At 31.4% G+C, this 18338-nt stretch carries 17 protein-coding genes; 14 read left to right on the forward strand and 3 right to left on the reverse strand.

All coding sequences use genetic code 11. The features are described 5' to 3' along the window. Nucleotides 1-523 precede the first annotated feature (523 nt). Entirely contained in the window at nucleotides 524-1300 is a 777-nt protein-coding gene (locus AB2369_RS03555) for a DUF3048 C-terminal domain-containing protein (protein WP_367665097.1), read from the reverse strand. Nucleotides 1301-1543: 243 nt separating this feature from the next. Here AB2369_RS03555 and AB2369_RS03560 point away from each other — a divergent pair, with 243 nt between their 5' ends. From AB2369_RS03560 to AB2369_RS03625, 14 genes are all read left to right on the forward strand, one after another. Then, nucleotides 1544-2506, forward strand: coding sequence for a GntR family transcriptional regulator (locus tag AB2369_RS03560; protein WP_367665098.1), 963 nt, complete (start codon nucleotides 1544-1546; stop codon nucleotides 2504-2506). Between the two features lie 63 nt (nucleotides 2507-2569). Then, entirely contained in the window at nucleotides 2570-2986 is a 417-nt protein-coding gene (gene glmS, locus AB2369_RS03565; protein ID WP_367665099.1) for a methylaspartate mutase subunit S, read from the forward strand. A 25-nt stretch (nucleotides 2987-3011) separates the two neighbouring features. After that, the gene (gene glmL, locus AB2369_RS03570; RefSeq protein ID WP_367665100.1) at nucleotides 3012-4403 is read left to right on the forward strand and encodes a methylaspartate mutase accessory protein GlmL; all 1392 of its coding nucleotides are present in this window, start codon (nucleotides 3012-3014) and stop codon (nucleotides 4401-4403) included. A gap of 57 nt (nucleotides 4404-4460) precedes the next feature. Then, nucleotides 4461-5927, forward strand: coding sequence for a methylaspartate mutase subunit E (locus tag AB2369_RS03575; RefSeq protein WP_367665101.1), 1467 nt, complete (start codon nucleotides 4461-4463; stop codon nucleotides 5925-5927). A 69-nt stretch (nucleotides 5928-5996) separates the two neighbouring features. After that, complete coding sequence (locus tag AB2369_RS03580) at nucleotides 5997-7241, forward strand: methylaspartate ammonia-lyase (protein ID WP_367665102.1); 1245 nt, start codon at nucleotides 5997-5999, stop codon at nucleotides 7239-7241. A 298-nt stretch (nucleotides 7242-7539) separates the two neighbouring features. Further along, nucleotides 7540-8382: a fumarate hydratase gene (locus AB2369_RS03585; RefSeq protein ID WP_367665103.1), complete on the forward strand. Its 843-nt coding sequence runs from the start codon at nucleotides 7540-7542 to the stop codon at nucleotides 8380-8382. A gap of 16 nt (nucleotides 8383-8398) precedes the next feature. Next, complete coding sequence (locus AB2369_RS03590; RefSeq protein ID WP_367665104.1) at nucleotides 8399-8977, forward strand: Fe-S-containing hydro-lyase; 579 nt, start codon at nucleotides 8399-8401, stop codon at nucleotides 8975-8977. Further along, a complete protein-coding gene (gene citD / locus AB2369_RS03595) occupies nucleotides 8964-9227 on the forward strand; it encodes a citrate lyase acyl carrier protein (RefSeq protein ID WP_367665105.1) in 264 nt (87 codons plus the stop codon). The genes AB2369_RS03590 and citD overlap by 14 nt, the downstream gene beginning before the upstream one ends. Before the next feature lie 25 nt (nucleotides 9228-9252). Further along, nucleotides 9253-10125, forward strand: coding sequence for a CoA ester lyase (locus AB2369_RS03600; RefSeq protein WP_367665106.1), 873 nt, complete (start codon nucleotides 9253-9255; stop codon nucleotides 10123-10125). A 19-nt stretch (nucleotides 10126-10144) separates the two neighbouring features. Beyond that, nucleotides 10145-11683, forward strand: coding sequence for a citrate lyase subunit alpha (citF, locus tag AB2369_RS03605; protein WP_367665107.1), 1539 nt, complete (start codon nucleotides 10145-10147; stop codon nucleotides 11681-11683). 74 nt (nucleotides 11684-11757) lie between these two features. Continuing rightward, on the forward strand, nucleotides 11758-12795 hold the full coding sequence (citC, locus tag AB2369_RS03610; protein ID WP_367665108.1) for a [citrate (pro-3S)-lyase] ligase: 1038 nt from the start codon (nucleotides 11758-11760) through the stop codon (nucleotides 12793-12795). Between the two features lie 3 nt (nucleotides 12796-12798). Next, on the forward strand, nucleotides 12799-13320 hold the full coding sequence (citX, locus tag AB2369_RS03615; RefSeq protein WP_367665109.1) for a citrate lyase holo-[acyl-carrier protein] synthase: 522 nt from the start codon (nucleotides 12799-12801) through the stop codon (nucleotides 13318-13320). Continuing rightward, entirely contained in the window at nucleotides 13283-14182 is a 900-nt protein-coding gene (citG, locus tag AB2369_RS03620) for a triphosphoribosyl-dephospho-CoA synthase CitG (protein ID WP_367665110.1), read from the forward strand. Before citX ends, citG begins: the two co-directional genes overlap by 38 nt. Before the next feature lie 131 nt (nucleotides 14183-14313). Beyond that, the gene (locus tag AB2369_RS03625) at nucleotides 14314-15024 is read left to right on the forward strand and encodes a tetratricopeptide repeat protein (RefSeq protein WP_367665111.1); all 711 of its coding nucleotides are present in this window, start codon (nucleotides 14314-14316) and stop codon (nucleotides 15022-15024) included. 81 nt (nucleotides 15025-15105) lie between these two features. On the opposite strand, the gene AB2369_RS03630 is transcribed toward AB2369_RS03625, so the two are convergent. Both AB2369_RS03630 and AB2369_RS03635 read right to left on the reverse strand, forming a co-directional pair. Beyond that, nucleotides 15106-15780 (reverse strand): uracil-DNA glycosylase, encoded by a 675-nt coding sequence (locus tag AB2369_RS03630; protein ID WP_367665112.1) that lies wholly within the window; start codon nucleotides 15778-15780, stop codon nucleotides 15106-15108. A 458-nt stretch (nucleotides 15781-16238) separates the two neighbouring features. Further along, nucleotides 16239-18242: a sigma 54-interacting transcriptional regulator gene (locus AB2369_RS03635; protein ID WP_367665113.1), complete on the reverse strand. Its 2004-nt coding sequence runs from the start codon at nucleotides 18240-18242 to the stop codon at nucleotides 16239-16241. Nucleotides 18243-18338: the final 96 nt, after the last annotated feature.

The raw sequence follows: 18338 nt of genomic DNA on the forward strand, positions 1-18338 counted from the left end.
GATTATATGTATGATTAAAACCACATAATAGAACCCTATGAATTTATTGAAACACAATAAATTATAGGGTTTATTTATATTATATAAAATTATTCTCTCTTTCTTATTAATAATGGAATCATATATATTTAAGATATTTATGATTAGATAATACATAATAGAGAGCTATGATTTTATTAAAATACAATAAGGCATAGAGTCCTATTATACTATATAAGAATTACTCTTCATTTATTAATAAATGGTTCCTATATAATTCAATACTTTCAATGATTATATTTATAATTAGAGCTATATAAGAAGACACTATGATTTCTATAATATCTATCTCATTATGGATAATGGACTTTGAGAGGATTTTATAATTTTAAAATAATTTTCGTAATGACATAGTTAAATCTTAAAACAACCACAAGTACTAATTTTAAATTTTAAAATATATAAATTCGTTTTAAGAGGATTAATAATTTTGATAGAATAGGTTAGCTTGCACAAGGAGCCGGTTTAAGCAGAGGTTTTGGTATTAGTCATAAACAACGGAGGTTTCCTTGTTTCCTATAGCAATCCAAGTATTACCTTTAGCTAAAGAAATTTCATTACCATCTTCATCATAAAATCTTATAGGACCAGATTCTCTTTTCCAATTAATCTTTATTACTTTACCAGACATAAATAAGAAGCCTTCCCCATTTCCTTCAGCTCTTTTATTTGGAAATTCTTCATCAACTATTTGAACAATTATATTAGAGACAGTAACGTATTTACCATCGTCTAAATCTCTTTCTGCTATCTTATCTTTAAAGTATATATATTCACCATTCTTAAAAATAAATGATGAGGTAATTAATCCATTTATTTTTAAATATACAGAATTGGCACTTTCAAAAGAGCCAATTTTTTCGTTTAATGAACTAGAAAAGTTAAATTTAGGTATATCCGATAAAGGAACCTTTTCAATATTCAATACAGGATAATTATTATTTGGAGGAGTATCATAAAATACAGCTTTATATATATGACTTAGCTCGGGATCTATATATTCATAAATTAGATTGGCCTTATTTATACCGGAAAAGGACTCTAAATCCTTAGGGTGAAAATAAGTAACTTCAATGGCCTCTCTTGATGAAGATACAGGAGATAGAATCTCCCCAGTAATAGGAGAGACATTGACACTATTAGGAGGAACTCTATTAAGATGAACATATATAAGTTTTATAAGGGAATAGAATAAGACAATTGCTAAGAGTGATATTAATATATAAGATGAAATATCAAATATGTTGTGCTTATCATTCATAAGATAAATACCTCCTAAAATTAAAATAATATGTATAGTAAAGAGACAAATATGAATTACTATAATTTATAATAATATTTCCATTAAAATATTACTAATTGCAAAAAAAATATGGGTTTTAAAGAGAATTTTACATAAATTTCAGAAAAATTAGTCTTAATATTGATAACGTTTTACAGCTATGGTATTATAATGGTGGATGGATTAATGGACTAATCCATTTAACTTTGGGAGGGTAGAACAATGGAAATAGTAATAAATAAAAATAATGGCATACCTTTATATTTACAGTTCAAGAAGCAAATAATGAACCAAATAAGAAATGGCTCTCTCAAGGTTGGGTCTAAAATGCCAACAGAAAGAGAATTAGCAGAAAAGCTAAAGGTTAGTAGAAATACTGTAAGTACTGCTTACAAGGAACTAGAAAAGGAAGGGGTATTAAAATCATACCAAGGGAAAGGTACCTTTGTAGCAGAAGAAGGAAAGACCTGGCAAAATAAAAGTATAAAAGACAAAATAATTAAGTTTGTAGACTTAGGTTTAGAGGAAGCTCTTGAAACTGGAATGAGTATAGAAGAGTTCCTAGACATAGTAGAGAATAGAGTTAGAGAAAAAATTGAGCAAATGAATAGAATGGTAGCAGTATATGTAGAATGTAATATAGAACAAGCTAAAATGTTCTCAAAGGAACTTAATGAGAGTACTCATATGAATGTAATTCCTTTAACTGTTGGAGATTTAATAACAATGGACGATAAGTCTAGACAAACTCTTACAGATTGTCAGGTAGTAATAACTACATTCAACCATGTTAATGAAGTTACAAGAATAGTTAATGAGTTTAACAAAGAAGTTCTAGGAGTAGCTATTAATGCAGACTTAAGTACTATAGTTAAAATAGCTAGATATCAAGATGGAACAAAGTTTGGATTCTTTTGTTTATCTGAAGAATTCATGTTTAAGATACAAGGAGCTTTAGAATCAGCAGGACTTAGTAATATAGATATAACATATTCAACAACTAGGGATAAAAATGAGATAAAAAAAATAACAGATAAATCAGATGTAATAATAGTTTCACCAGGTAGATATAACGATGTTATGGAAATAAACAAAGATAATAAGGAAGTAATAAACTTTATATACTCATTAGACGATGGTTCAGTAAAAGCCCTAAAATCTAAAATTGTTGAGCTTCAAAATTAGTTTGAAATAGCTAGAGCTATTTAAATAAATCTACACTTAAATTTTTTAGGAGGCAATTAAGTTATGGAAAGTAAGAAAATAGTTCTTGGGGTCATAGGGTCAGATTGTCATGCAGTAGGAAATAAAATATTAGATTATGCATTAACAGAGGCGGGATTTGAAGTTATAAACATAGGAGTTTTATCTCCTCAAGAGGACTTCATAAATGCAGCTAAGGAAACTAATGCAGATGCAATCTTAGTTTCTTCTTTATATGGACATGGAGAGCTTGATTGTAAGGGCATGAGAGAGAACTGTGATGAGGCAGGATTAGATGGAGTACTTTTATATGTTGGAGGAAACATAGTTGTTGGAAAACAAAATTGGGAAGATGTACACTCTAGATTTAAAACAATGGGATTTGATAGGGTATATCCACCTGGAACATCTGTTGATACAACAATAGAGGATCTTAGGAAAGATTTAAAGGTACAAGCTTAATTTTCCCAATATTGGGGGTGAGATAATGGTAGATGCTTATTTACTAATAGACTTTGGAAGTACTTATACAAAGCTTACAGCGGTAGATATAGATAATGAAGAAATATTAGGAGTTGCAAAAGATATAACCACCATAGAAGACAATATAATGGTTGGATTTAATAAGGCTTATGATAAGCTATTAGATAAATTTCAAGGTAGAGAAGTAAATTTTATTAGGAAATTAGCTTGTTCATCAGCGGCTGGTGGTCTTAAGATGGTAGCTATTGGATTAGTGCCAGACTTAACAGCAGAGGCAGCCAAAAGAGCAGCTCTTGGAGCTGGAGCTAGAATCTTAAAAACCTATAGTTATGAGCTAACATCCTCTGAGATGACTGAGATAAAAGACTCTAAGGTAGATATGATACTTTTAGCTGGGGGAACTGATGGAGGTAATAAGCATTGCATACTTCATAATGCCAGACTTATTGCAAAGTCGAATTTAAATATACCTATTGTGGTGGCTGGAAATAAAGTAGTTAATGATGAGATTAATGAAATATTTAAGGAGTATAATGTTGAGTTTACTATAACTGAAAATGTTATGCCAAAACTTAATGTACTTAATGTAGAACCAGCTAGAGAAGAAATAAGAAAAATATTTATGAATAATATTATAGAGGCTAAAGGGCTTAAGAATGCTGAGGATTTTGTAAACGGTATCTTAATGCCAACACCTGCTGCAGTTCTTAAAGCAGCTAGGGTTTTAAGTGAGGGTAGTGATAAAGAGGAAGGCATTGGAGAGATAGTTGTTGTTGATATTGGTGGAGCAACTACAGATATTCACTCTATTGCAGATGGAGAGCCGACAAAACCTGGGGTAACCTTTAGAGGGCTTGAAGAACCTCTTGCAAAAAGAACTGTAGAAGGGGATCTTGGAATGAGATATTCTGCTCTTTCTCTTTGGGAAACAGCAGGAACAAGAAAAATTCGAAAGCATTTAAAGGACAAGTCTATTGATATTGAAGAGGTATGTAGAGGGAGGAGCCAAAATATAATGATGGTTCCAAGTACAGAAGAGGATATTGAGTTTGACGAAGCTATGGCAAAGGTAGCAACAGATGTTGCCATGGAAAGACACTGTGGATTTGTAGAGCCAGTATATTCTCCCCTTGGAGTTATATATAGCCAGCATGGGAAGGACCTTCTAGAAGTAAAATGGATAATAGGAACTGGGGGAGTTCTTGTTCATAGTGAGAATCCAGGTAATATATTAGAATCAGGTTGTTTTGATAGTGAGAATTTAAATTCATTAAAGCCTAAGAGTCCAGGTTTTATGATAGATAAAACTTATATATTATGTGCTATGGGACTTTTAAGTGAGGAGCTACCAGATAAGGCAGTTAGAATAATGAAAAAGTATTTAGTAGAATTATAGAGAGTATTATTTTGTGGGGAACAGTATCTATAAATTAAGAAGGGTAGGTAAATCAAGGTGGAGTTAAAGAATAAAAAGTGGACAGAGGAGAAATTTTTCAAAGAAAGAGAAACAATATTAAATCATTGGCCAACAGGAAAAGGTGTAGATTTACAAAAAGCTGTAGATTATTTAAAGAAGGTACCAGATCATAAGAATTTCGCAAAGAAACTTGTAAAGGCTAAAGAAGAGGGAATAACTTTAGCACAACCAAGAGCAGGAGTTGCTTTAATAAGTGAGCACATTCAATTATTACAACATCTTCAAAATGAAGGTGGAGCAGATCTTCTTCCTTCAACAATAGACTCCTACACAAGACAAAATAGATACGATGAATGTGAAAAAGGAATTAAGGAAAGTAGAGCGGCAGGAAGATCACTACTTAATGGATTCCCAGTAGTTAACCACGGGGTAGAGGGATGTAAAAGAGTATTAGAGGCAGTGGATCTTCCACTAGAAGCAAGACATGGTACTCCAGATGCTAGATTATTATCTGAGATAATCCATGCTGGAGGATGGACTTCTAATGAAGGAGGAGGAATATCTTATAATATTCCTTATGCAAAAAGTGTTAGTATAGAAAAAACAATCCTTGACTGGCAGTATTGCGATAGATTAGTTGGTTTCTATGAGGAACAAGGAGTATCTATAAATAGAGAACCTTTTGGTCCATTAACAGGAACTTTAGTACCTCCAAGTACTTCAAACGCAGTAGCTATAATAGAAGCATTACTTGCGGCAGAGCAAGGAGTTAAAAATATAACTGTAGGTTATGGCCAATGCGGTAACTTAATACAAGACGTTGCTGCAATAAGAGCATTAGAAGAGCAAACATATGAGTATTTAAAAGCAAATGGATATAATGATGTTTATGTAACTACAGTATTCCACCAATGGATGGGTGGATTCCCAGCAGACGAGGCTAAGGCTTTTGGAGTAATATCAACAGGAGCAGCGGCAGCAGCTCTTGCAGGAGCAACAAAGGTTATAGTTAAAACTCCTCATGAAGCAATAGGAGTTCCAACAAAGGAAGCTAATGCTGAGGGGATAAAAGCGACAAAGATGACATTAAATCTACTTAGAGGACAGAAGATGGCAATGTCAAAGGAATTAGAGCTTGAGATAGCTGTGATAAAGGCAGAAACTAAATGCATGGTAGACAAGCTATTTGAACTTGGACATGGAGATTTAGCTATAGGATCTGTTAAGGGATTTGAAGCAGGAGTTATAGATATACCTTTTGCTCCATCTAAATTTAATAATGGTAAAATGATGCCTGCTAGAGATAATAATGGAGCAGTTAGATATCTTAAGCTTGGTAATGTACCATTTACTAAGGAACTTCAAGATTTTAACTTTAAGAAACTAGAGGAAAGAGCTAAATTTGAAGGAAGAGAAGTTTGCTTCCAAATGACTGTAGATGATATATTTGCAGTTGGAAAAGGAAAGCTTGTAGGAAGACCAGAAAAGAAGATAGTTTTATAAGAATCAAAAGATTATTAATTATAAGAATTCCAAAAGGTTAAATATTTTAAAAGAAGGAAGGGCAATAATATGAAAATCGTTGATGTTGTATGTTCACCAGGAAGAACAGGATTTTATTTTGATGATCAAAAAGCTATAAAAAATGGAGCAAAGCATGATGGGTTTACCTATGTTGGAGAGGCAGTTACAGAGGGATTTAAATCAGTAAGACAAGCTGGAGAATCCATATCAGTTATGTTAATACTAGAAGATGGACAAGTAGCTCATGGAGATTGCGCTGCAGTTCAATACTCTGGTGCAGGTGGACGTGATCCATTATTCTTAGCAGAAGACTTTATACCAGTTATAGAGAAGGATATAGCTCCAAAGCTTATAGGAAGAGAGCTTAATTCTTTTAAGGAGTTAGCAGAAGAGTTTGATAGAATGTCTATTAATGGTAATAGACTTCATACAGCTATAAGATATGGAATAACTCAAGCTATATTAGATGGGGTAGCCAAATCAAAGAAGGTAACTATGGCTGAAGTTGTTCGTGATGAATATAATACAGGAGTGGATATAAAGAGAATTCCTATATTCACACAATCTGGTGATGACAGATACGATAATTCAGATAAGATGATAATAAAAGGGGCAGATGTAATGCCTCATGCATTATTTAATAATGTAGAAGAAAAGCTTGGACATGATGGAGAAAAACTTCTTTCTTATGTTAAATGGCTAAGTGATAGAGTTTTAAAGCTTAGAACTTCTGAAGATTATAACCCAGTATTTCATATAGACGTTTATGGAACTATAGGGGTAGCTTTTGACTGTAATACAGAAAAAATAGCACAGTACTTTGGACAACTTGAGGAAGCTGCGAAACCATTTAAGTTAAGAATTGAAGGACCTGTAGATGTGGATCATAGAGAAAAGCAAATGGAGGCTCTTAGAGATTTAAGAATAGAACTTGAAAAAAGAAATATAGATGTTGAGATAGTTGCAGATGAGTGGTGTAATACTTATGATGATGTAGTATTATTTGCAGACAATAAAGCAGGACATATGCTTCAGATTAAAACACCAGACCTTGGTGGAGTTAATAATATAATAGAAGCTATACTATATTGTAAGAAAAAGAATATAGGAGCATACTGTGGAGGAACCTGTAATGAAACTAATAGATCCTCAGAAGTATGTACTAACATAGCAATAGCTTGTGGAGCTGATCAATGCTTAGCTAAACCAGGTATGGGTGTTGATGAAGGATACATGATTGTTAATAATGAGATGAATAGAGTAATAGCTTTAGTTAATAGAAGAAAGAAATAGTAAGGTATTGTTTAAGGGGTAGTAACTAAAGCTACCCCTTTTTTATAGTTCAGTTTCTAATATTAGGTTGAACATATATATTTAAAACAGATTATATAAAATAGTAATGTTATAATATAAATATAGCTTAAGGCAATTTAAAGAATAACTGGTAAATATGAGAGTTTATTTCTATAAGATTACCTTAATAAAGTATAATTATAAGAACAATATACTTAAGTGCTTTAGAAAAAAATTTATATTATCAATAAATCATTTTAGTTAGATTACTAAATTAAAAGTTTAGGAGGAATTTTATATGAAGGAAATCAATGTACTAGATATTACAAAGGCAGTGAAAGATTTATGTATAGATGCAAATTACTTTCTATCAGATGACATAAAAAATAAACTAAAAGATTCAAAGGAAAAGGAAACTTTTCCTATAGCTCAAGATATCTTAGATAAAATTCTAATTAATGTGGATATAGCCAAAAATGAAAGAATGCCTATGTGTCAGGATACTGGAATGGTATGTATATTTGTTGACTTAGGTCAAGATGTTCATATTGTAGGAGGTTCTTTAGAGGATGCAATAAATGAAGGGGTAAGACAAGGATACTCTGAAGGTTTCTTAAGAAAATCTGTGGTTAAAGATCCTTTAGATAGAGTAAACACAAAGGACAATACTCCAGCAGTGATTACCTATAATATTGTTAAAGGAGATAAACTTAAGATAACAGTGGCTCCTAAAGGTTTTGGATCAGAAAACATGAGTGCTTTAAAGATGTTAAAACCAGCAGATGGGGTAGAGGGAGTTAAGGACTTTGTAATAGAAACTGTAAAAAAGGCAGGTCCTAATCCTTGTCCTCCTATAGTTGTTGGAATTGGTATTGGTGGAACCTTTGACAAGGCAGCAGCTCTTGCAAAAAAGTCACTACTTAGAAATGTAGAAGAAAGAAACTCAAATGAGTTTTATAGAAATCTTGAGGAAGAACTTTTAGAGAAAATAAATGCTCTAGGAATAGGACCTCAAGGCTTTGGAGGAAGAACAACAGCACTTTCAGTAAATATAGAATATTATCCGACCCATATAGCAGGGCTTCCAGTGGCTGTAAATATAAACTGTCATGCTACAAGACATAAAGAGATAGAGTTATAGGATGGAGGGGTAATCTATGGAAAAGAAAATAGTAACACCATTAACAGAGGATAAGGTAAAAGGGCTAAAGGCAGGAGATAGTGTTTTAATAAGTGGAGTTATATATACAGCTAGAGATGCAGCTCATAAAAGATTGGTAGAACTTTTAGATAAGGGAGAAGAACTACCAATAGAGCTAAAGGATTCCATAATATATTATGTAGGACCAACTCCAGCAAAACCAGGTATGGCACTGGGATCAGCAGGACCTACTACAAGTTATAGAATGGATCCATATGCACCAAAACTTTTAGATGAAGGTTTAAAAGGTATGATAGGTAAGGGTCTTAGAGGAGAGGAAGTAATAGATTCTATAAAGAAAAACGGAGCAGTTTATTTTGCTGCTATAGGTGGAGCTGCAGCTTTAATAGGAAAGTCTGTAGAAGAGGCAGAAATTGTAGCCTATGAAGACTTAGGAGCAGAGGCTATAAGAAAACTTACAGTTAAAGACCTTCCAGTAGTAGTAGTTATAGATAGTGAAGGTAATAACCTTTACGAAATAGGGCAAAAGCAATACTTAGATAGTTTAAAGGGGTGTTCTCATGAAGATAATTAAGCCAGCAAAGTCTGGAACACTAGAATCTAATGACATACTTATTATGGTGTACCCAAATGAAGAGGGAAAGGTAGAAATTCATCTTGAAAGTATAGTAAAAAAGCAGTTTGGTGAAAGAATCATTGAAGTTATAGAAGATAAGCTTAAGGAAATGAGAGTAGAATCAGTAACTATAAAGGCACAGGATAAGGGTGCTTTAGATTATACCATAGCTGCTAGGGTAGAAACTGCTGTAATGAGAGCTGTTTAAAATTTAGTCATAAGGTGGGATATAGATGAAAAATCTAAGAAGAACTATGTTATTTATGCCAGGTAATAATCCAGGGATGCTCCAAAATGCAGTGGTAATGGGAGCAGATTCTATAATATTAGATTTAGAAGATGCTGTTAGCTTAACTGAAAAAGACAGTGCAAGAATTTTAGTTAGGGAAGCTATAAAGAACTTAGATTACTCTGAAGTAGAATTAATTGTTAGAATAAATCCTTTAGATACAGAGTTTGGACCAAAGGATTTAGAGGTTATAGGAAGGGTTAAACCAGATACTATACTTATTCCTAAGGCTAATGAAGATTCTATAATAATGGCAGATAACATACTTAATAGAATTGAAAATGAAGAGAATTTTAATATTGGAGATATAAAGCTTATAGCTTTAATAGAAACTGCTTATGGGGTAGAAAATGTATCCACTATAATAAGAGCCTCAAAGAGAGTAAATGGAGTACTTCTTGGAGGAGAGGATTTAACTTCAGATCTTGAAATTAAAAGAACTAAGGAGGGAGAGGAGATTTTCTATGCAAGAACTAAAATAGCTACAGCATGTAGAGCTTTAAGAATTAGTTCCATAGATACACCTTTTACTGACACAAATGATTATGAGGGACTTTATAAAGATACAAGAAAGGCAAAGAGTCTAGGGATGACAGGAAAATCTTCTATAAATCCAAGGCAGATAGATACAATACATGAGGTTTATTCACCAACTAATGAAGAGATAACCCATGCTAAAAGAGTACTATTTGCCATGGAAGAAGCTAAAAGGGAAGGAAAAGGAGTATTTTCACTAGATGGTAAGATGGTAGATGCTCCAATAATAAATAGAGCTGTAAAGACAGTGGAACTAGCTGAAATCCTTGGATTAATTTAATATAGAAGGTGGTATAGTTATGAAAAATGCGGCAGGAAGAGAGCTTCCATCATATATAGAAGGATATGGAGAGATTATTCCTTTTCAAGGAGAAAGAAAAAATCCTATATTAAAACCTAAGACTAGTGTTAAGGAAAGTTTAGTGTTACCTGGGGATAGTAAAGTTTTAAACTCTATAGATCAGGTTCTTGATAAACTTGACCTTAAGGATGGAATCACCATATCCTTTCACCATCATTTAAGAAATGGTGACTATGTACTTAATACGGTTATGGAAAAAATTGCAGAGAGAGGGATAAAGGATATAACTATAGCAGCAAGTTCCATATTCCCTGTCCATAAACCTTTAGTAAAACATATAGAAAATCAAGTGGTAACAAAGATAATAGCTTCTTATATATCAGGACCAGTGGCAGAGGCTGTATCCAGTGGGAAATTAAAAAATCCAGTAATAATGCAGACTCATGGAGGCCGTGGACGCTCTATTGAAAGTGGGGATGTTAAGATAGATATTGCTTTTATAGCAGCTCCAACAGCGGATGCCTATGGTAATATAAATGGAGTAGAGGGAAATGCAGCTTGTGGAGCTTTAGGATATGCAGTAGCAGATTGTGAATATGGAGATAAGGTGGTTGCTATAACTGATAATCTTATTCCTTATCCAGCATGTCCTATTGAGATAAGTCAAATATATGTGGATTATGTGGTAAAAGTAGATTCCATAGGAGATCCAAAGGGGATTGTTTCAGGAACTACTCAAATAACTAAGGATCCTATAGGACTTAAAATAGCAAAAATGGCATCAAAGGTTATGGAAGTATCAGGTTTAGTTAAGGAAGGAATGTCCTTTCAAACTGGCGCTGGAGGAATATCTTTAGCTGTGGCTAAGGAACTTGAAAATATAATGAAAAGAGATAATATAAAGGGAAGCTTTGCATCAGGCGGAATCACAGGATATATAGTAGATATGGTTGAACAGGGGTTATTTAAAGGACTTCTAGATGTTCAGTGTTTTGATTTAAAAGCAGTACAGTCCTATAAAAATAATAAAAATCATCAAGGTATGTCTGCCTCTATGTATGGAAATCCTCATAATAAGGGAGCGGTAGTCAACAACCTTGATATAGTTATTTTAGGAGCTACAGAAATTGATACAGATTTCAATGTAAACGTAACTACAGCATCTGATGGAGTTATTATGGGAGGATCTGGGGGACATAGTGATACTGCAGCAGGAGCAAAGCTTACTATAATAGTTTCTAACTTAATTAAAGCAAGACTTCCTGTAATAAAAGAAAAGGTAACTACTGCTACAACTCCAGGAGAGAGTATAGATGTTTTAGTTACAGAAAGAGGTATTGCAGTAAACCCAAGAAGACAAGACTTAATAGAAAAGCTTAAAGAAGCAAGGCTTCCAGTTATGACAATAGAGGAGCTTAAGAATGTAGCTGAAAAGCTTACAGGAAAACCAAAGGATATAGAAACAGAGGATAGTATAGTAGCTGTAGTTGAATATAGAGATGGTACAGTTATAGATGTAATAAAAAAAGTTAAATAAAATTCTATTTAGACTCTTGGCTTTAGGTGAATATTAAAGTCAAGAGTCATTAAAGTTATAAGGAGAAAGATTTTATGTTTAATAAAACTAAGAGAGTAAATCCTTCAGATGAATATGAGATTGAAAGAGTTAAGAGGTTTTTAGAAAAGTTTAATTTAAGTTATGAATCTGACATAGATTATACTCTAGTCATTGAAGAGGAAGATAACATAATAGCTACTTGTTCTAAAGCTAAAAATATATTTAAGGCATTTGCTATAGATGAAAATTATAGGGGAGAAGGTATAACAGCAACTTTAATAACTGACCTTATAGATAGAATGTTTGATCAGGGTATATATCATAGTTTTATTTTTACGAAGCCAGAGAACATTAATATATTTTCTTCTCTTAATTTTAAGTTGTTATACGAAATCAATGAGGCAGCAATTATGGAAAATGGTATATATGATATAGATTCTTACATAGATAAAATAATAAAAAATTACGATATAGATATAAAAGAGGAGAGGGTAGCTTTAGTTATGAATTGTAATCCCTTTACTAATGGACATTTATATCTTATAGAGGAAGCTGCTAAGGAGTGTAAAGAAGTTATTGTATTTGTAGTAGAAGAAGATAAATCAGATTTTCCTTTTACTAATAGAATAGACCTTGTTAGAAAGGGAACTAATCATTTAAAAAATATCAAGGTAGTATCTGGAGGAGAGTATATAATATCCAGTGCTACTTTTCCAACATACTTTTTAAAAAAGGAAGATGATAAATTAAATGTTTATACAAAAATAGATGGAGGAATCTTTGGAAAATATTTTTGTAGTAAAATGAATATAAAAACAAGATATTTGGGAGAAGAGCCTTATTGTAATGTTACCAGAGCTTATAACGAAACTTTAAAAGAAGAATTGAAAAAATTTAGTATTAACCTTAAAATAGTACCTAGAAAAGTTCATGGGGAAGAACCAATTAGCGCATCTAGGGTTAGGAGGCTAATAAAGAATGAAAATATAGAAGAAGTAAAAAAACTAGTTCCATATACAACTTTGGAGTTTTTACTTTCACAAAAAGGAAAGGAGATAGGAGAAAAATTAAAAAACAATTCTCCAAGTTAAATTATGAATAACTTAGCATTAGAGATTTTAACAGATAGAGAAAATAGGGTAAATCTACAAGAAGAACTAATGGAGGAGCATAAAAAAAGTTTAATAAGTCTTAGAGTTAATTACCCAGGGGTATATAAGGATAATGAGTTAAGTAAGAAGATATTTTTTACCATAGAAAAAATAATTGAGGACGTATTCTCTTCATTTACTCATTTAAAGATTTTAAAAGTAACGGCAGAAGGACCTATAGAAATTTTTCTTGTAGATAAGGATCCTAGGGAAATTAAAGAAATCACTATGAAGATAGAAGATACTTATCCTTTAGGAAGATTTGTAGATATAGATGTTTATGACAGCATAACAAAGAAGAGTATAAGTAGAATAGAACTTGGAAGTGAAGAGAGAAAGTGTTATCTTTGTGATAATAAAGCTCATATATGTGTACGTTCTAGAACCCATAGCCAAGGAAGTTTAATAACTCACATGAAAAAAGTATATGATGAATTTAAAAGAGGTGGATATGGTAGAAGATGATTTTATATTCCGTATAATAGAAATTGCAGGAAAAAGTATATTGTATGAAGTTTCAACATACCCATCCCCGGGACTTGTATCTCCAGTCTCTACAGGTAGTCACAAAGATATGGATTTCTATACATTTATAGATAGCGCTCTATGCCTTAATAAATATTTTTATAACACATGCAAGGTATCACTAAAGGAAAATATGACTCCCAAGGATATTTTTAAAGAGTTAAGAGTTATAGGAAAAGATGCAGAGAAGGATATGCTTGATAGAACTAATGGAGTTAATACTCATAAGGGTATGATATTCCTAATGATAATAACAATAAGTGCAGTGGTTAATACCATTAAAAATAAAAATACTTTCTATGATATAAGAAATTATATAAAAGAACTAACAGAGGATTTAGTAGAAAATGATTTTAAGGGTTTAAAAAGCAAGAAATCATTAACCTATGGAGAAAAAATATATATAAAGTATGGATTAAAAGGTATAAGAGGAGAGGTAGCAGAAGGGCTTCCCTCAGTGTTCAATACAGGACTTAAGGTTTATGAGAGTAACTATAATATGTTGGATAAAAGACGGAATATAGTGAATACATTAATAGCTATAATGTCAGTTAGTGAGGATACTACACTTCTTCATAGACATGATATAAAAGTTTTAGAGTACATACAAAAAACTTCTAAATATATAATGGATATAGGCGGAGTTACAACAAAAGAGGGAGAAGAGTATATACAAAAACTAGATGATGAATTATCATTAAAAGGGATAAGCCCAGGTGGAAGTGCAGATTTACTTGCTATTACCATATTTCTAAGTGAAATTAAAAAAGCTTATTTTAGTAAACAAAAGAAAAACAATTAATTTTATAATATGACAATAGAGTTTCAACGTGAAAAATTAATTTATACATATCTGGAGATTCATATTTAGTATGTGGAGAATCACAGGTATAAATTAATTTTTAATATAGAAATCCTATAATAGGGGGAAACATGGATAAAAAATTAAAAATAAAATTAGGGATTTTTATTACACTATGTATATTAGCTGTAGGAGTTATAACTTATGGTGTAATAGAGCATAAAAAAGGTATAAAAGCTTTAGAGGATCAATATCTGAAAGAACTTCAAGAAAAAGACGCAGAAAGAGAAGAGAAGAGAAAATTACAAGAAGAAGAGAAATTAAGGGAAGAAGACCTTAACGCTAAGTGTCAGAAGGCAGAGGACATTCTCTTTGGAAATAGTAAAAATAAATATGATGAAGTTATAAAATTAACCACTGATATAATAAAGGAGTATCCAGATAGCTATAGAGCTTATACTTTAAGAGGGATAGCATATGCATATAAATCTAGCGTGATATCTTCAAATAAAACTAAGGCTATGGAAGACTTAGATAAGTCCCTAGAGATAAAAGAGGACTATGGTTATGGAAGATTTAATAAGGGACTTGCCTATGCGCTATTTGGAGAGTATGATGAAGCATTAGAATGGTATGATAAGGCTCTTGAAGTAGAAAATTATCACTGGAGCCATTATGGTAAGGCGGCTATATATGCTAAAAGAGGAGATGCAGCTAATAGCGTTAAGAATTTAAGAGAAGCTATAAAAATAAAACCAGATATAAAAGATTTAGTGAAAAAAGAAGCAGAATTTGACAAAGTAAGAAATTCTAAGGAATTTAAAGAGCTCATTTATAATTAGGATGATTTATAGCCTATATACTCATATTTTATAGTATATAGGCTTAAATTTTATATGATGGCTATAGGCGTTAACTATTGTTTAAACATTAGGTATTTGCCAATCAATAGGTTTCTCTCCAAGTTTATTTAATATTTCATTAGTTTTGGAGAAATGTTTACATCCAAAGAATCCTCTAGAAGCTGATAGAGGGCTAGGATGAACTGATTCTAATATATAATGATGCTTGTTAGTTATCAGCTTTTTCTTTTCTTTTGCGTTATTTCCCCATAGTAAAAAAATAACAGGTTTTTCTCTATTATTTAGGGTCTCAATAATTTTATCAGTAAATATCTCCCATCCTTTATTTCTATGAGAATTAGGGCTTCCTTCTCTAACAGTTAATACTGTATTTAAAAGTAATACTCCTTGATTTGCCCAAGGAACTAAGAATCCATTGTTAGGAATTGTACATCCTAAATCACTTTGAAGTTCCTTATACATATTTAAAAGAGAAGGAGGAGTCTTAACACCTACTTTAACTGAAAATGCAAGTCCATAGGATTGATTTGGACCATGGTAAGGATCTTGCCCTAAGATTACAATCTTTGTTTCATCATAAGAGGTCAACTTTAAGGCAGTAAAGAGATCATATTTATCTGGATAAATAGTATGTGAATTATATTCAGTTATTAAAAATTGTCTTAATTTTAAGTAGTAATCTTTTTTAAATTCATCTTGAAGAATAGAATCCCAATCGTTATTAAGTTTTACCATTTTATCACCGCATTTCTTAAAGATTTATCCGTAATATAAATTTAGGATTTTTAAAATATAGTTTTTTAGCCTAAATCTTAACTTATACATGTACTTAAATCCTTTAAAATCTTAGATTTTAAGCAGTGCATAAGATAAGTTTTGAATCAAAAACCCTATAGAGTTCCTAGCTTAAAAATTAATTTATACATAACCTACAAGCTTTGGCAGAGTATATGCAAGTATAGGTTAAGAGTCAAGGTAAGAACTGTATGTGATTACTAAAATATATAATGCAAAGTTTAAAAAATAAAGAAATAATTCTAATATTTTCAAAAGAATTAACGAATAATATATAGAAGTCATTAATATATATTATATGTACAAATTAATATCTTAAACTGTCAAAATAAAAGTCACTTAGCTACTAGTACCCATCTCAACCTAGTAGCTAGGTGATTTTTATTTTAATAAGATGATTAATCTATATGGATTCCATATTTTTTACACTTCAGCGAAACAGTTCTATGAGTCAAACCTAAGGCCTTACCTGCTTTATTGAAACTACCATATTTTTTCATTGCAAGCTCTATGATTCTTTTTTCATATTCTTCAAAAGGAAGTATTTCTCCATTTGAAGTGTTTATAATATCTTTAGAAGATGTATCAATATTCTTAATATAGGATGGTAGATCACGACAAGTTATAATATTCCCATCACAAAGATTTATTGCTCTTTCTATTATATTTTGAAGCTCACGAATATTACCAGGCCAATCATAATATTTTAATAGATTTAAAGCATCATCATGTATATCTATAATATCTTTTTTAAGCTCTTTACTAAATTTCATTATAAAGTGATCTGAGAGAAGAGGAATATCATCTCTTCTATCTCTTAAAGGAGGGAGAAGAATAGATAAAACATTTAATCTATAATATAAATCTTCTCTAAAAGTTTTTTCCTCTATCATTTCTTCAAGAGGTCTATTGGTAGCAGCTATTATTCTAACATCAACCTTTTTGGGAGAAAGTCCACCTATGCTTTCGATTTCTTTTTCCTGAAGAGCCCTTAAGAGTTTTACCTGCATAGAGATAGGCATGTCACCAATCTCATCTAAAAATATAGTTCCTTCATTAGCTATCATAAACTTACCTGGTTTATCTTTAATAGCACCGGTAAATGCACCTTTTTCATATCCAAAAAGCTCACTTTCTAAAAGGTTTTCTGGAATAGCTGCGCAGTTTACTCTCACAAAGGGTTTATGGCGTCTAGGACTATTGTTATGAATAGCCTTTGCAATGAGTTCTTTTCCAGTACCACTTTCACCTCTTATTAACACAGTAGAAGTGCTCATAGATGCTTTTTCACATATATTTAGAATTGATTTTAAACTGTTATTTCTTCCAATAATATCTCTAAAGTTTGAATCTCCCTCTGTATGCTTAGATAATTCTTCCTTATAGTATGTTAACTCATCCTCAAATTTTTTAAGTTTTAATATTAGGTCTTTTATTTCACTTATTGCTTTAGATGTAGAAATTACTCCCTTAAATTTATCATCTATAAAAAGGGGCTCAAGAGTTGAGATTATTTCAACGCCATCTTTTTCCCAGATTACATTTTCAAGTTTTTCTTTAGAATTGAAAACCTGCATCCTAAGCCCGTTAGGTGCTATTTCAATTAAGTCTTTACCTATAATATCATCTGCTACTACATTAAAGTTTTTTTCGTAGGAGGGATTTATATAAGTAATTTTTCTACTTTCATCAACAAAACAAATAAGGTCATGTGATGCAGCAAGGATTTTCTTAAATTTCTCATTAAGTTCTTTCATACCTACAAGATCTGATACATCTTGAAATACTCCTATGGCACCTATTATTTTACCTTCATTAATAATAGGACTTCTATTAGTCATAATTATGTGATTGTTAATATGTTGAATTTGACCAACTTGTTTTTGCCCTGTATATACAGTGTTAACAAGTTCTGTAGTAGGAATTATGTCTTTAACAAATTTACCAAGAACCTCTGAGTAGGTTTTATCTACTATATTCAGAGCATATCTATTTATTTTTATAATGGAAAATTTACTATCTACTACTATTATACCTATGGGTACGTTATCTAAGATTTGTTCATTAGCTATGGTATTTTCTTCTATAAACTCATCTACCTTAGTTTCTATGGGATTAGATTCTAACAAATTTTCATTTAAGAAATTTTCTATTTCATATAAGGCTTTAATACCGTTAGGGGTATTATCTTCACAGGCTAAAGTTATAACATCATATTGATGTATTTTTAAGGAAATTAATGCTAGCATACTTACTGCCATAAAATTACCATCATCTTTTCTTTTTATAAGAAATTCTGTATTATATCTGCTTTTAAGCTCAGAAACTTTATTTACAAGCATGGCAGCTAAACGAGTATGGAGACCATTTTCAGTTTTTATCATAACATTTTTTTTAATCATAATTATCTCCTTGATTTTACTTGATAAAAAATATCAAATATCTATATATATTGATACTTTTTATCAATACCAATATATTAATATAATATACAAGTT

Origin of the sequence: Clostridium sp. (genome assembly GCF_040797585.1) — a bacterium.
In the GTDB taxonomy this organism is placed as follows: Bacteria; Bacillota; Clostridia; order Clostridiales; family Clostridiaceae; genus Clostridium_Z.

What these genes read in the sequence shown, in the direction of transcription:
- AB2369_RS03555 (WP_367665097.1), bottom strand. Translation starts at nt 1,300, where the DNA reads ATGAATGATAAGCACAACATATTTGATATTTCATCTTATATATTAATA.
- AB2369_RS03560 (WP_367665098.1), top strand. Translation starts at nt 1,544, where the DNA reads ATGGAAATAGTAATAAATAAAAATAATGGCATACCTTTATATTTACAG.
- glmS (WP_367665099.1), top strand. Translation starts at nt 2,570, where the DNA reads ATGGAAAGTAAGAAAATAGTTCTTGGGGTCATAGGGTCAGATTGTCAT.
- glmL (WP_367665100.1), top strand. Translation starts at nt 3,012, where the DNA reads ATGGTAGATGCTTATTTACTAATAGACTTTGGAAGTACTTATACAAAG.
- AB2369_RS03580 (WP_367665102.1), top strand. Translation starts at nt 5,997, where the DNA reads ATGAAAATCGTTGATGTTGTATGTTCACCAGGAAGAACAGGATTTTAT.
- AB2369_RS03585 (WP_367665103.1), top strand. Translation starts at nt 7,540, where the DNA reads ATGAAGGAAATCAATGTACTAGATATTACAAAGGCAGTGAAAGATTTA.
- AB2369_RS03590 (WP_367665104.1), top strand. Translation starts at nt 8,399, where the DNA reads ATGGAAAAGAAAATAGTAACACCATTAACAGAGGATAAGGTAAAAGGG.
- citD (WP_367665105.1), top strand. Translation starts at nt 8,964, where the DNA reads ATGAAGATAATTAAGCCAGCAAAGTCTGGAACACTAGAATCTAATGAC.
- AB2369_RS03600 (WP_367665106.1), top strand. Translation starts at nt 9,253, where the DNA reads ATGAAAAATCTAAGAAGAACTATGTTATTTATGCCAGGTAATAATCCA.
- citF (WP_367665107.1), top strand. Translation starts at nt 10,145, where the DNA reads ATGAAAAATGCGGCAGGAAGAGAGCTTCCATCATATATAGAAGGATAT.
- citC (WP_367665108.1), top strand. Translation starts at nt 11,758, where the DNA reads ATGTTTAATAAAACTAAGAGAGTAAATCCTTCAGATGAATATGAGATT.
- citX (WP_367665109.1), top strand. Translation starts at nt 12,799, where the DNA reads ATGAATAACTTAGCATTAGAGATTTTAACAGATAGAGAAAATAGGGTA.
- citG (WP_367665110.1), top strand. Translation starts at nt 13,283, where the DNA reads ATGATGAATTTAAAAGAGGTGGATATGGTAGAAGATGATTTTATATTC.
- AB2369_RS03625 (WP_367665111.1), top strand. Translation starts at nt 14,314, where the DNA reads ATGGATAAAAAATTAAAAATAAAATTAGGGATTTTTATTACACTATGT.
- AB2369_RS03630 (WP_367665112.1), bottom strand. Translation starts at nt 15,780, where the DNA reads ATGGTAAAACTTAATAACGATTGGGATTCTATTCTTCAAGATGAATTT.
- AB2369_RS03635 (WP_367665113.1), bottom strand. Translation starts at nt 18,242, where the DNA reads ATGATTAAAAAAAATGTTATGATAAAAACTGAAAATGGTCTCCATACT.